The 13,486-nt window shown below is 66.8% G+C and carries 10 protein-coding genes; 7 read left to right on the top strand and 3 right to left on the bottom strand.

Translation table 11 applies throughout. The annotated features are described in order from the left end of the window. Positions 1-106: 106 nt before the first annotated feature. Positions 107-661, bottom strand: a complete 555-nt coding sequence (locus ACQG3P_RS17360; protein ID WP_068851180.1) for an RNA polymerase sigma factor — start codon at positions 659-661, stop codon at positions 107-109. A gap of 205 nt (positions 662-866) precedes the next feature. On the opposite strand from ACQG3P_RS17360, the gene ACQG3P_RS17355 reads away from it, so the two are divergent. Next, entirely contained in the window at positions 867-3,752 is a 2,886-nt protein-coding gene (locus ACQG3P_RS17355) for a bifunctional diguanylate cyclase/phosphodiesterase (RefSeq protein ID WP_426805751.1), read from the top strand. Here the strand turns inward: ACQG3P_RS17355 and ACQG3P_RS17350 are convergent. Together ACQG3P_RS17350 and ACQG3P_RS17345 are read right to left on the bottom strand one after the other, a co-directional pair. Continuing rightward, the gene (locus ACQG3P_RS17350) at positions 3,742-4,341 is read right to left on the bottom strand and encodes a TIGR00730 family Rossman fold protein (protein WP_068851186.1); all 600 of its coding nucleotides are present in this window, start codon (positions 4,339-4,341) and stop codon (positions 3,742-3,744) included. The two genes, ACQG3P_RS17355 and ACQG3P_RS17350, sit on opposite strands and share 11 nt — an antisense overlap. A 41-nt stretch (positions 4,342-4,382) precedes the next feature. Next, positions 4,383-5,879 (bottom strand): aminotransferase class III-fold pyridoxal phosphate-dependent enzyme, encoded by a 1,497-nt coding sequence (locus ACQG3P_RS17345; protein WP_426805750.1) that lies wholly within the window; start codon positions 5,877-5,879, stop codon positions 4,383-4,385. A 248-nt stretch (positions 5,880-6,127) separates the two neighbouring features. On the opposite strand from ACQG3P_RS17345, the gene queA reads away from it, so the two are divergent. The 6 genes from queA (at position 6,128) to fabV (ending at position 13,190) form a co-directional block, all read left to right on the top strand. Further along, a complete protein-coding gene (gene queA, locus ACQG3P_RS17340; protein ID WP_093534357.1) occupies positions 6,128-7,159 on the top strand; it encodes a tRNA preQ1(34) S-adenosylmethionine ribosyltransferase-isomerase QueA in 1,032 nt (343 codons plus the stop codon). A gap of 58 nt (positions 7,160-7,217) precedes the next feature. After that, entirely contained in the window at positions 7,218-8,348 is a 1,131-nt protein-coding gene (gene tgt / locus ACQG3P_RS17335; RefSeq protein ID WP_426805749.1) for a tRNA guanosine(34) transglycosylase Tgt, read from the top strand. Between the two features lie 153 nt (positions 8,349-8,501). After that, a complete protein-coding gene (gene yajC / locus ACQG3P_RS17330) occupies positions 8,502-8,846 on the top strand; it encodes a preprotein translocase subunit YajC (RefSeq protein WP_068851197.1) in 345 nt (114 codons plus the stop codon). 61 nt (positions 8,847-8,907) lie between these two features. Beyond that, on the top strand, positions 8,908-10,764 hold the full coding sequence (gene secD, locus ACQG3P_RS17325; protein ID WP_426805748.1) for a protein translocase subunit SecD: 1,857 nt from the start codon (positions 8,908-8,910) through the stop codon (positions 10,762-10,764). 16 nt (positions 10,765-10,780) lie between these two features. Further along, positions 10,781-11,761 (top strand): protein translocase subunit SecF, encoded by a 981-nt coding sequence (gene secF, locus ACQG3P_RS17320; protein ID WP_249834098.1) that lies wholly within the window; start codon positions 10,781-10,783, stop codon positions 11,759-11,761. Between the two features lie 172 nt (positions 11,762-11,933). After that, a complete protein-coding gene (gene fabV, locus ACQG3P_RS17315; protein WP_426805747.1) occupies positions 11,934-13,190 on the top strand; it encodes an enoyl-ACP reductase FabV in 1,257 nt (418 codons plus the stop codon). Positions 13,191-13,486: the final 296 nt, after the last annotated feature.

Here is a 13,486-nt window from a genome sequence, read left to right as displayed (position 1 = left end):
TCGGCCAGCACCGCCTCGTCCACGGCCGCAGGCGGCGCCGCCGGCGCAGGGCGACCGAGCAGGCGGGCCAGCTCGCGTTCTTCCGGCGTCAGTGGATCAGGGCGGTTCATGGGCTCAACTCCGCGCGCAGCTTGTCCATCGCGTAGCGCAGCCGCGATTTGACCGTTTCACGGCCGACACCGGTGATCTGCGCGATCTCCTCCAGGCTCAGTTCCTGCTCCAGCCGCAGCTGCAGCACCGTTCGCTGGTCATCGGGCAGCTGCTCCATGGCCAGCTGCAGCCGGCGCCGCTGTTCGAAATCAGAGAGCTGGCTCTCCGGGGTGCGGGTGTCGCTCATCCGCGCCACACGCTCCTCGGCATCGCCGGGCGCCGTGGGGCGATGGCGTGACGCCCGCCAATGATCATTGAGCCGATTATGGGCAATGCGGAACAGCCAGGTGGTGAAGGCCGCTTCGGGCTGCCAGCCGGCACGTGCCGCGATCACCCGCTGCCACACGTCCTGGAACATTTCGTCGGCCAGCGCCGCATCGCGCAGCTGGCGCAGCAGGAAGCTGTACAGGCGGTTGCGGTGGCGGGCGTACAAGGCCTCGAACGCAGGCAGGTCGCCGCCGGCCCAGGCCAGCATCAGCGATTCATCGGTTGGCAGGGCAGCGGCATCCACGGCGCACAGAGTAAGCGCTGAATGGGCCTGCGCATAGCGTCGCGGAGCGGGGGCTGCAGCGGAAATCACAAGGGTGGACCCGGCCGGAAGACACAGCGAACAACGGCCCAGGGCAGGCAATGGGGTCAAGGGCTTCCATTGCCCCCCGGGGAGCGCGTTATGCTCGGGGTACAGGGGAGGTGCCGGTTCTCCGGTGCCAGAAGAGATGAACATGTTGTCCAGCCAGGTAGTGACGACCTCGGGGCATCCGGACCGTGGCGCGGTGGTGTCCACCGCGCTTGCGCGGACGCTGTGCGCGTTGCTGCCCGAGGGGGCGCAGCTCACCTTGGGCTGGTCCGACGCCGCGCTGGGCGAGGGCTGCATCAGCCACCCGCCGTCGGCCCAACCGGAGCACGCGCTGCTGGAAGCGCTGCTGGGCACGCCGCCAGCGCCGGACAGCGCTGCGCTGTACCGCTGGCAGCACCAGGGCGGCGAGCTCGCCATCCGCGTGGCGCTGCCCGACGGCGCCGCGCCGCATGGCGCCTGGTGGGCGGCGGCCCGCACCGGCCTGCAGGACGCTTTGGCGCTGGCCCGGCAACGTGAGCAGATCCGTTCGCTGGAAACGTCAAAGCGGTTGCAGCAGGCGCTGTACGAGATCGCCGACCTGGCCGGTGCCGATCTGGAAATGGCCGAGATGCTGCGGCACTTCCATCGCGTGCTCAATACCCTGATGTACGCGCAGAACTGCTACATCGTCGAGTACGACGATGTACGCCGGCGGATCCGCTTCCTGTACTTCGCCGACCAGCGCGACAGTTTCGTGGCCGATCCCGATCGCAGCTACGAAGAACACGAAATGCCGCGCAGCCTGACCTTCGCGCTGCTGCGCCATGGGCAGCCGCTGAGCGGGCCGTCCAACGAACTGCTGGCGGCGATGAGCGACGAATACGACCCCAGCCGCGGGCCGGAGAGCCTGGACTGGCTGGGCGTGCCGATGCTGCGCGAGGGTCGCGTGTGCGGTGCGATCGTGGTGCAGAGCTACGAACACCGGGTGCGCTACAACGAAGCCGACCGCACGCTGCTGGGCTATGTGGCCCAGCACATCCTCACCGCGATGGACCGGCGCCAGGCGCAGGTGCAGCTGGAGCGCCAGGTGGAGCGACGCACGCTGGAACTGCAGCGGGCCAACCACAGCCTGCAGGACGAGGTGATCGAACGCCGCCGCGCCGAGAAGCTGCAGCTGGCCCTGTTCAACATCGCCGAGATGGCGATGAGCGCTGAAAGCCTGGCCCAGTTCTACGTGCAGGTGCATGGGGTGGTGGGCACGCTGCTCGATGCGCGCAATTTCTACATCGCCCTGGTCGATGAATCCGGCGAAGGCCTGGAGTTCGTCTACTCGGTGGACGAGTACAACCCGGCGCGTGCGCCACGACCGTTCAGCAAGGGCCTTACCGAATACATCGTGCGCAACCGGCAGCCGCTGCTGGCCTCGCGCGAGCACATCGATGCACTGCGCGCGTCGGGCACGGTGAACGAGTTCGGTGCACGTTCGCACTGCTGGCTGGGGGTGCCGCTGCTGAGCGATGACGACGTGGTCGGCGTGATCGTGGTGCAGAGCTATTCGCCGGAGATCAGCTTCACCGCCCACGACCAGCGCCTGCTCACCTTCGTGGCCCAGAACATCGGCAACGGGCTGGCCCGCCAGCGCGACCAGGAGCGCCTGCGCAACGCGCATGCCGAGCTGGAGAAACGGGTGGAGGAACGCACCCGCGAGCTGGCCGACGTCAACGGCAAGCTGCTGGGCCAGATCGGCGAGCGCCTGCGCGCCGAACAGCGGCTCACCCACCAGGCGCTGCATGACGCGCTGACCGGGTTGCCGAACCGCGCGCACCTGCTGGACCGGCTGGAAGATGCCATTGCCCGCGCACGTTCGCGCGACGGCTTGCGCTTTGCCGTGCTGTTCCTGGACCTGGACCGATTCAAGCTGGTCAACGACAGCATCGGCCACGCCGCCGGCGACCAGATGCTGGTGGAAGTGGCCAAGCGCATCGTCTCGATGGTGGGAAGCGATGACGTGGTCGCGCGGCTGGGCGGCGACGAATTCGCGATCCTGCTCGAATGCGAACAGGGGCTGGCCTCGGCGCGCGAGTTCTCGCAGCGGATGCTGATGGCCCTGGAAGAATCGATGTGGGTGCAGGGCCGCGAGCTGTTCCCTTCCGGCAGCCTGGGCATCGCGATGTGGAGCCCACGCTACCGCAACGGCGAGGAAATGGTACGCGACGCCGACGCGGCGATGTACCGGGCCAAGGCCCAGGGCAAGGACCGCTTCGCGGTGTTCGACGAAGCCATGCGGGAAGAGGCGCTGCGCAGCCTGGACCTGGAAGCGGACCTGCGCCGGGCGATCAACAACCGCGATTTCCTGCCGTATTACCAGCCGATCGTGCGCCTGGCCGACGGCCAGGTGGTGGGCTATGAAGCACTGTTGCGCTGGCGCCACGAACGCCGCGGGCTGCTGCTGCCCAGCGCGTTCCTCGACCTGGGCGAGGAAAGCGGGCTGATCGAGCAGGTCGACTGGCTGCTCTACGAAGACGTGATTGGCCAGCTCGCACGCGGGGGCGAGGGCTACCTGTCGGTGAACGTGTCGCCGCGGCATTTCCGTTCGGCCGATTTCAGCTCACGCCTGTTCGGGCTGATCGAAGCGGCGGGTGCCGACCCGCGCCGGTTGCGGCTGGAAATCACCGAGGTGGCGCTGCTGGACGACGGTCCGCGCACCCTGCGGATCCTGCAGACGCTGCGCGAACGCGGCGTGCTGGTGCAGCTGGATGATTTCGGCACCGGCTTCTCGGCGCTGTCCTACCTGCACCGCTTCCCGATCTCCACGCTCAAGATCGACCAGAGCTTCATCGCCGGCCTGCATGGGCAGGACCTGCAGAGCACCTACGCACTGGTGCAGGGCGTGCTGTCGCTGGCGCGCACGCTGGGCATCGAAACCGTGGGCGAGGGCATCGAAAACATGGCCCAGCGGCAGACCCTGCTGCAGCTGGGCTGTGACTACGGCCAGGGCTACCTGCTGGGTCGCCCCGCGCCGATGGATACCTTCGTTACGGGTTGATCAGCGCGGTACGGCGCTTCTCGTCGATCCACTTCGAGGCCTGCGCCGGCTCATAGGCGCGCATCCAGTCCAGCATGGCGTCGATGTCCGAGCCGTACCACAGGTCCGCGCGCTGGTCCGGGTGCAGGAAGCGCTCTTCGACCATGCGGTCGATCATGCCGATCAGGGGCGCGTAGAAGCCATCCACGTCCAGGAAGGCGCACGGCTTGTTGCCGATGCCGAGCTGGCGCCAGGTGAGCATCTCGAAGATTTCTTCCATGGTGCCGAAGCCGCCGGGCAGGGCCACGAACGCGTCGGACAGCTCGAACATGCGCGACTTGCGCTCATGCATGGAGCCGACGATTTCCAGCTCGGTCAGGCCGCGGTGGGCTACTTCCCAGTCCGCCAGCTGCTGCGGGATCACCCCGGTGACTTCGCCGCCGCCGGCCAGCACCGCATTGGCGACGGTGCCCATCAGGCCGACGTTGCCGCCGCCGTAGACCAGGCGCAGGCCATCGCGGGCGATGCGGTCGCCCAGTGCGATGGCACGTTCGGTGTAGATGGGCTTGCTGCCGGCGTTGGAGCCGCAGTAGACGCAGATGGATTTCATGGGGAGGTTTCCGCTGGAAACCTCCCATTCTCGCACGGCCGTCAGGCGGCCTGCGATTGTTCCCGACGCGGGCCCTCTTTCAGGGCGCGGCCGACCAGGTTCACGAGCAGGTCCAGTTCGTCGCTGTCCATCCCGAAATGCGGGGTGAAGCGCAGCGAGTTCTCGCCGCCATGGATCACGTTGATGCCATGGTTGCGCAGCCATTCCTCGGTGGAATGGGTGCCGTAGCACTTGAACTGCGGGGCCAGCTCGCAGGAGAACAGCAGGCCCGTGCCCTGCACCTTGGTGATCAGCCCGCCCAGCTCGGCCTTGAGCTGCTCCAGCTTGCGCACGGCCTCTTCGCCGCGCTGGCGGATGTTGTCGCGCACCTGCGGGGTCAGCAACGACAGCGTCGCGCAGGCCACGTCCAGCGCACGCGGGTTGCTGGTCATCGTGTTGCCATAGATGCCCTTGCGGTACAGCTGCGCGGCATGCTCGGTCACCGCCAGCACCGACAGCGGGAACTGCGCGGCGTTCAGGGCCTTGGAATAGGTCTCCATGTCCGGCACGTCCAGGCCTTCGAAGCCGGGGTAATCCACGATCGACAGCACGCCGTGCGCGCGCAGGCCGGCCTGGATCGAATCCAGCAGCAGCAGGCTGCCGTGCTGGCGGGTCAGTTCACGCGCCAGCGCATAGAACGACGGCGGCACCGCACGCCCCGGGTCGCCTTCGCCCATCACCGGTTCCAGGAAGATCGCTTCGATGAACCAGTGGTTCTGCTCGGCCTCGGCGAAGACCCGCTTCAGGGCCTCCTCGTCGTACGGCGCGATCGCGATCACCGTGTCCTCGCCGCGGTAGCTGGCCAGGTGCTGCAGGTAGGTCCTGCGGCTGGAATCGGAGTACAGGCCGGGGCGGTCGGTACGGCCGTGGAAGCTGCCCTTGACCACCACCCGCTTGATCTTCGCGCCGGCGTGGCGCGCACCCGGGTCGGTCTGCAGCTTGGCGTTGACGTCGGCGATGCGCGCGGCCAGGCCGACCGCTTCGGAGCCGGAGTTCAGGCACATGAACCGCGCATACGGGCAGCCGCCACGGCGGTGCCCGATCTCGGCGCGCAGCGCCTTGATGAAGCGCTGTTGCGAGAGGTTCGGCGTCATCACGTTGGCCATGACCTGCGGGGCGGCCATCGCCTCCAGCACCGCCTCCGGGGTATGCCCGAAGCCGAGCATGCCGTAGCCGCCGGCGTCGTACAGCACCGCACCCTTGAGGGTCACCACCCAGGCGCCGCGGGCAGCAAGTGCGACGTACGGGGTCACGGCGTCATCGGCGTAGAAATTGACGAAGCCGTCCTGCATCGCGTCGATCTGGGCGCGCTCATCCAGCGCCAGCACCTCGTCCAGGTCGGCGCGGACGCGCTCGAATTCGGCGGCTGCGGCCTCTACGGCTGCCACCAGCTGCGGGTGGCCGGCAGCCAGGCGTTCAAGGGTGGCGTCATCCAGGCCGGCGGTGAGGCGGGTGCCGGGCTGGGCGCGGAGGGGGGCGAGGCGTTCGATGAAGCTCATTGCAGATCTCCTGAAACGATTGGCGGCATGGCGCAAATGCAAAACGCGCGACCGGGGGCGCGCGCCTGGGGCAATGCGGCTCATGCATCAGACTTCCGGTTCGATGCTATCACGCGGTTTTTCGCGCGATAACCCCGCCAAAAACTGTTGCAAAGCAGCATTTTGCGCGACGTTCAACGCTTCTCGCGTTGCCACCGGGGGCCAGTCGTACAATGCCCGACATTGTCTACACGTTGCCGTGCGCTCCCTTGAAGAAGTCCGACTTCCACTACGACCTTCCCGCTGAACTGATCGCCCAGGCCCCGCTCGCCGAGCGCTCGGCCAGCCGCCTGATGGTGGTGCCGCAGGCCCCGGCCGCGTTCGAACACCGCCAGGTGCGCGACCTGCCGTCGCTGCTGCAGGCCGGCGACCTGCTGGTCTTCAACGATACCCGGGTGATCCCGGCCCGGCTGTTCGGCCAGAAGGCCAGCGGAGGCCGGGTGGAAATCCTGATCGAACGCCTGCTGGGCGGGCAGCAGGCCCGGGCCCAGGTGGGCGCCAGCAAATCGCCGAAGCCAGGCAGCCGGATCGCGCTCGATGCCGGCGGCGAGGCCGAGGTGCTGGGCCGCGATGGCGAGTTCTACGTGCTGCGGTTCCACGTGCCCGAGCCGCTGGAACAGTGGCTGCTCCACGCGGGGAGGCTGCCATTGCCGCCCTACATCCAGCGCGAGCCGGGGCTGGACGACCGCGAGCGCTACCAGACCGTGTTCGCGCGCGAAGTGGGCGCGGTGGCCGCACCGACGGCCGGCCTGCACTTCGACGAAGGCCTGCTGGCCGCGCTGGCCGCGCAGGGCGTGGGCTTCGGCCACGTGACCCTGCATGTGGGCGCGGGTACCTTCCAGCCGGTCCGTGCCGACGACCTGAAGGACCACGTGATGCACCGCGAGTGGCTGAACGTGGGGCCCGAACTGGTCCAGCAGGTACGCCGCACGCGCGCCGCCGGTGGCCGGGTGATCGGCGTGGGTACCACCGTGGTGCGCGCGCTGGAAAGCGCCATGCGCGACGGCGAGCTGCTGCCGTATGCCGGCGAAACCCAGATCTTCATCACCCCGGGCTACCGGATACGCAGCGTGGACGCGATGGTCACCAATTTCCACCTGCCCGAAAGCACGCTGCTGATGATGATTTCCGCCTTCGCCGGGCAGGCGCGGGTGTTCGAGGCCTACCGCGCCGCGATCGAGGAAAAGTACCGCTTCTTCAGCTATGGCGACGCCATGTTGTTGTTCCCGCAGGGGGATTGAGCGCGTCGGCGGCGGTTTTCGGCGATAATCGGCAATTATTTGCCCGAATGCCCGCTCCATGTCCCGACTCCAGTTCCAGCTCCAGACCACCGACGGGCGCGCCCGCCGTGGCCGCCTGACCTTCCCGCGCGGGATGGTGGAAACCCCGGCCTTCATGCCGGTAGGTACCTATGGGACGGTCAAGGGCATCCTGCCGGAGCAGATCCGCGCCCTGGGCGCCGAGATCATCCTGGGCAACACCTTCCATCTGTACCTGCGCCCGGGCCTGGACGTGATCGCCGACCACGGCGGCCTCCACGGCTTCGCGCGCTGGAACGGGCCGATCCTGACCGATTCCGGTGGTTTCCAGGTGTTTTCGCTGGCCCACCGCCGCAAGATCACCGAACAGGGCGTCACCTTCGCCTCGCCGACCGACGGTGCCCGGGTGTTCCTGGGCCCGGAAGAGAGCATGAAGATCCAGAAGGTGCTCGATTCGGACATCGTGATGATCTTCGACGAGTGCACCCCGTACCCGGCCACCGAGCCGGTGGCGCGCACCTCGATGGAGCTGAGCCTGCGCTGGGCCCAGCGCAGCCGCAACGCGCACGACGAACTGGGCAATGACGCGGCGCTGTTCGGCATCGTCCAGGGCGGGGTCCACCACGACCTGCGCAGCCGCTCGGCCGAAGGTCTGCAGCAGATCGGCTTCGACGGCTACGCCATCGGTGGCCTGGCCGTGGGCGAGCCCGAGCACGAGCGCAACGCGATGCTCGACCACATGCACCCGATCCTGCCCGCCGACCGCCCGCGTTACCTGATGGGTGTGGGCCGGCCGGAAGACCTGGTCGAAGGCGTCGCCCGCGGCGTGGACATGTTCGATTGCGTGATGCCGACCCGCAACGCACGCAACGGCCACTATTTCACCTCGTTCGGCACCGTGCGCATCCGCAACGCCCGCTATGAGCGCGACATGGACACCATCGAGCCGGGCTGCGGCTGCCATGCCTGCACCAGTGGCTACACCCGCTCGTACCTGCGCCACCTGGACCGCTGCAACGAAATGCTGGCGCCGATGCTGGGCACCCTCCACAACCTGTATTACTACGAGAAGCTGATGGCCGACATGCGCGCGGCCATCGCGGCGGGAACCTTCGAGGTCTTCCGCGAGTCCTTCTATGCGGCCCGGGGCATGGCCACGCCGCCGCTGTAAGCGGCCGGCCCGGCCCCGATCCGGCGCGCGGACCCTGCCAAACGGCCCAAGGACGAACTCCCGGGGCCGTGGCATACTTCGCGGCTGACCCCTGTTTCGCGGCGACACCCGACCCCATAAGGGGTAGGGCGCCTCCCAACCCAAGGACACACCATGAACCTGATCGCCTTCCTGATTCCCGCCGCCCACGCCCAAGCCGCTGGTGGCCAGCCGCAGGGCATGGGCCTGACCACGCTGCTGTTCCCGATCATCCTGATCGCGATCATGTACTTCCTGATGATCCGCCCGCAGATGAAGCGCCAGAAGGAACACAAGGCGATGCTGGAGAAGATCAAGATCGGCGACGAAGTGCTGACCAACGGCGGCATCGCCGGCACCGTCAAGGCCATCGGCGACAACTTCGTCACCATCGAAGTGTCCGACAACGTGAACATCCGCGTGCAGAAGGGCGCCGTGGGCAACGTGCTGCCGACCGGCACCCTGAAGTCGGCCAACTAAGCCACTCCCTTTCCGAAGCACAACCGCGGCGCCGGGACTGGCGCCGCGCAGGAACCTGGCAATGCTTGAATTTCCACGCTGGAAGTACGTCGTCATCCTGATCGTACTGGCGCTCAGCGCGCTGTACGCGCTGCCCAACATCTACCAGAAGGACCCCGCCGTCCAGATCACCGCCAACCGTGGCGGCCAGGTCGATGACGCCCTTCGCACCCGCGTGCTGGCCGACCTGAAGCAGGCCGGGATCAACACCATCGGCGCGGACAAGGAAGGCGAGAGCCTGATCGTGCGCCTGCCGGACCTGCAGGCGCAGGCGGCGGCCAGCGCCCGGCTGCGCGACAGCGTCGGCGAGAACTACACGGTGGCCCTGAACCTGGCCTCGACCGTGCCGGACTGGCTGCAGCGCCTGGGCGGTCGCCCGATGGTGCTGGGCCTGGACCTGCAGGGTGGCGTGCACTTCGTGCTGCAGGTGGACCAGAAGGCGGCCATCGACAAGCGCATGGATGCCTACGCCGAAGACGTGCGCGGCACGCTGCGTGAGGCGCGCGTTCCGTTCCAGTCAGTGGAGCGACGCCCTGACAATTCGATCGTCGCCACGCTGAGCCCGTCGACCGACGATGCCGCCGCCGAGCGTGCACGGCTGGCGCTGGTAAAGGCACAGCCGACCCTCGGTTATGACGTGTCCGGCAAGCGCCTGACGGTGACCGTGCCGGACGCCGAGCTGAGCCAGATCACCAACGGTGCGATCGAGCAGAACATCAACACGCTGCGCAACCGCGTCAACCAGCTGGGCGTGGCCGAACCGATCATCCAGCGCCAGGGTGCCGACCGCGTGGTCGTGCAGCTGCCGGGCGTGCAGGACACCGCCGAAGCCAAGCGCATGATCGGCGCGACCGCGACGCTCGAATACCGCGCGGTGGTCGATGGCAACGCGCAGGACGCCATCGACACCGGCCGCATTCCGCCGGAAGCCAAGGTCTACAAGCGTCGCGACAGCGGCGTCCCGATCCTGCTGAACAAGCGCGTGATCGTGACCGGTGACCAGATGGTGGCCGCGCAGGCGGTCAACGACGCCACCACCGGCACGCCGGCGGTGAGCGTGACGCTCAACAGCGTCGGCGGCCAGCGCATGTTCGATTTCACCAGTGCCAATGTCGGCAAGCCGATGGCGGTGGTGTACACCGAGCGCGTGCCGACCGTGACCATGGTTGATGGCAAGGAAGTGCGCAGCTTCCGCGTCAACGAGGAAGTGATCTCGGTGGCCAACATCAACGGCGTGTTCGGCAAGAACTTCCAGACCACCGGCCTGGAGAAGAAGGAATCGGAAGAACTCGCCAAGCTGCTGAAGTCCGGCTCGCTTGCCGCGCCGATGGACTTCGTGGAAGAGCGCGTGGTCGGCCCGAGCCTGGGTGCGGAGAACGTGGAGCGCGGCATCACGGCGGTGGTCTACGCCTTCATGTTCACCCTGGTCTTCTTCACCATCTACTACCGCATGTTCGGCCTGATCACCTCGGTGGCGATGCTGTTCAACCTGCTGATCGTGGTGGCGGTGATGTCGCTGTTCGGTGCCACCATGACCCTGCCGGGCTTTGCCGGCCTGGCGTTGTCGGTGGGCCTGTCGGTCGACGCCAACGTGCTGATCAACGAGCGCATCCGCGAGGAACTGCGTGCGGGCATGCCGGGCAAGACCGCGATCGTGACCGGTTATGAACGCGCCAGCGGCACCATCCTCGACGCCAACCTGACCGGGCTGATCGTCGGTGTGGCGCTGTTCGCCTTCGGCACCGGTCCGCTGAAGGGCTTCGCCCTGACGATGATCATCGGTATCTTCGCCTCGATGTTCACCGCGATCACCGTATCGCGCGCACTTGCGACGCTGATCTACGGCCGTCGCAAGAAGCTCCAGAACGTGGCCATCTGACGGGACGACACGCACAATGAAACTGTTTCCGCTGCACATCCTCCCGAACGACACCAAGATCGACTTCATGCGTTGGCGCCATGTCGCCATGGCAGTCACGATCGCGTTGTTCCTGGCCTCGGTTGCCATCATCGGCATCAAGGGCTTCACCTTCGCACTGGACTTCACCGGCGGCACCCTGATCGAAGCGCGCTTCGATCGCCAGATGGACGTCGAGGAGGTCCGCTCGCGCCTGGAAGCCAATGGCTTCGAGGGCACCCAGGTGCAGAGCTTCGGTGGCAACACCGACGTGCTGATCCGCCTGGCCCCGCACGGCGAACACGCACCGGGTACCGGTGCGGCCAGCGCCGAAGACAAGGCCACCGGCGACGCGGTCCTCAAGGCGATCACCACCAGCGAGAACCCGGCCACGATCCTGCGCAACGAGTTCGTGGGCCCGCAGATCGGCAAGGACCTGGCGTTGAACGGTCTGTACGCGACGATCTTCATGCTGGCCGGCTTCCTGATCTACATCGGCTTCCGCTTCGAATGGAAGTTCGCGGTCACTGCCAGCATCGTGGCCCTGTTCGACCTGCTGGTGACGCTGGCCTACATGTCGCTGATGGGCCGCGAGTTCGACCTGAACCTGCTGGCCGGCCTGTTGTCGGTGATGGGCTTTGCGATCAACGACATCATCGTGGTGTTCGACCGTGTCCGCGAAAACTTCCGCAGCCTGCGTGCCGACCCGCTGGAAGTGCTCAACCGCTCGATCAACCAGACGCTGTCGCGTACGGTGATCACCGCGGTGATGTTCTTCCTGTCGGCACTCGCGCTGTACATGTACGGCGGCGCCTCGCTGGAAGGCCTGGCCGAAACCCACATGGTGGGTGCGGTGATCGTGGTGCTGTCCTCGATCCTGGTGGCCGTGCCGATGCTGACCATCGGCTTCCTGCGGGTGAGCAAGCAGGACCTGCTGCCCAAGGCCAAGGACATCGAAGCCCTGGAACGCCGGCCGTAACGGTTGCCGGCCCCGGCCGGCAACTCCGGTAGTACCTGAAGAAACCGCGCGCTGCGCGGTTTCTTCATGTCTACCGTACCGGGGCGTCGGTTGTGCTGTCTGGCCGTGCGCACTACGATTCCCGGGTTGCGTGCGGCCGTTCCCGAGGCCCACCATTCCCATCGAGGTCATCATGGTCATCAAACCGCGTGTGCGCGGCTTCATCTGCGTCACCACCCATCCGGTCGGCTGCGACGCAGCCGTCAAGCAGCAGATCGATTACATCCAGGCCCAGCCGAAGGTGCCGAATGGTCCCAAGCGGGTGCTGGTGCTGGGTGCGTCCACCGGTTATGGCCTGGCCGCGCGCATCACCGCCGCGTTCGGCAGCGGTGCGGCCACGCTGGGCGTGTTCTTCGAGCGTCCGGGCACCGAAACCAAGCCGGGCACGGCAGGCTGGTACAACTCGGCCGCGTTCCAGAAGTACGCCGAGCAGGCGGGCCTGTACGCGCGCAGCGTGAACGGCGATGCGTTCTCGGACGAGGTCAAGGCCAAGGTCATCGAGCTGATCAAGCAGGACCTGGGCCAGGTCGACCAGGTGGTGTACAGCCTGGCGGCGCCGCGCCGCAAGCACCCGAAGACCGGCGAAGTAATCAGTTCCACGCTCAAGCCGATCGGCGCGCCGATCACGCTGCGCGGGCTGGATACGGACAAGGAAGTGATCACCGAAACCACGATCGAGCCGGCCACGCCGGAAGAGATCGCCGGCACGGTGGCGGTGATGGGCGGCGAAGACTGGCAGATGTGGATCGACGCGCTGCTGGAAGCCGGCGTACTGGCCGACGGCGCCACCACCACGGCCTTCACCTACGTGGGCGAAGAGATCACCCAGGCGATCTACTGGAACGGTTCGATCGGTGCGGCCAAGAAGGACCTGGACCAGAAGGTGCAGGGCATCCGCGCCAAGCTGGCGCCGATCAACGGCGACGCGCGCGTGTCGGTGCTCAAGGCGGTGGTGACCCAGGCCAGCTCGGCGATCCCGACCATGCCGCTGTACCTGTCGCTGCTGTTCAAGGTGATGAAGGAGCGCGGCACGCACGAGGGCTGCATCGAGCAGCTCGACACCCTCTACGACATCATCTACGGCGGCAAGGAAAGCGGCGCGGCGGCCGATCGCCTTCGCCACCAGCTGCTGGCCGATGGCCGCACGGTGGAGCTGGTCGACGAAGCCGGACGCCTGCGTGCGGACTACAAGGAAATGGCGCCGCACGTGCAGGCCGAAGTGGTGGCGCTGTGGCCGCAGGTCACCAACGAGAACCTGTACGAGATCAGCGACCTGGCCGGCTACAAGGCCGACTTCCTGCGCCTGTTCGGCTTCGGCGTGGACGGCGTGGATTACGAAGCGGACGTCGCTACCGATGTGGCCATTCCGAACCTGGTTGATCTGACCTGAGTCTGGTCTGCTGAAAAGCTGAAAAGCTGAAAAGCGAAATGCCGCCCGGTCTGGGCGGCATTTTTGTTTGCATTTTCCGCGTAGAGCAGCGTCTCGATTCCTGCGAGTGGGTCGGCTGGCGGGCAGCCCTCTACGGGACACGCCGTAAACCCATCCATGGGGGCTTGGCAAAAACATCCATGTTTTTGACAGTCCCTACGAGGGCTGCCCGCCAACCGACCCCGACAGATGGCCAGGTGCGGATCGAAGATCAAGATCAAGATCAGCAGTAGCGACGCAGGGCGTCGCTCTACACA

This window comes from Stenotrophomonas sp. SrG (assembly GCF_050031795.1).
GTDB lineage: Bacteria > Pseudomonadota > Gammaproteobacteria > Xanthomonadales > Xanthomonadaceae > Stenotrophomonas > Stenotrophomonas rhizophila_A.
Note: the sequence above shows the minus strand (reverse complement) of the source record. Positions and strands in the feature narration are given on the sequence as shown.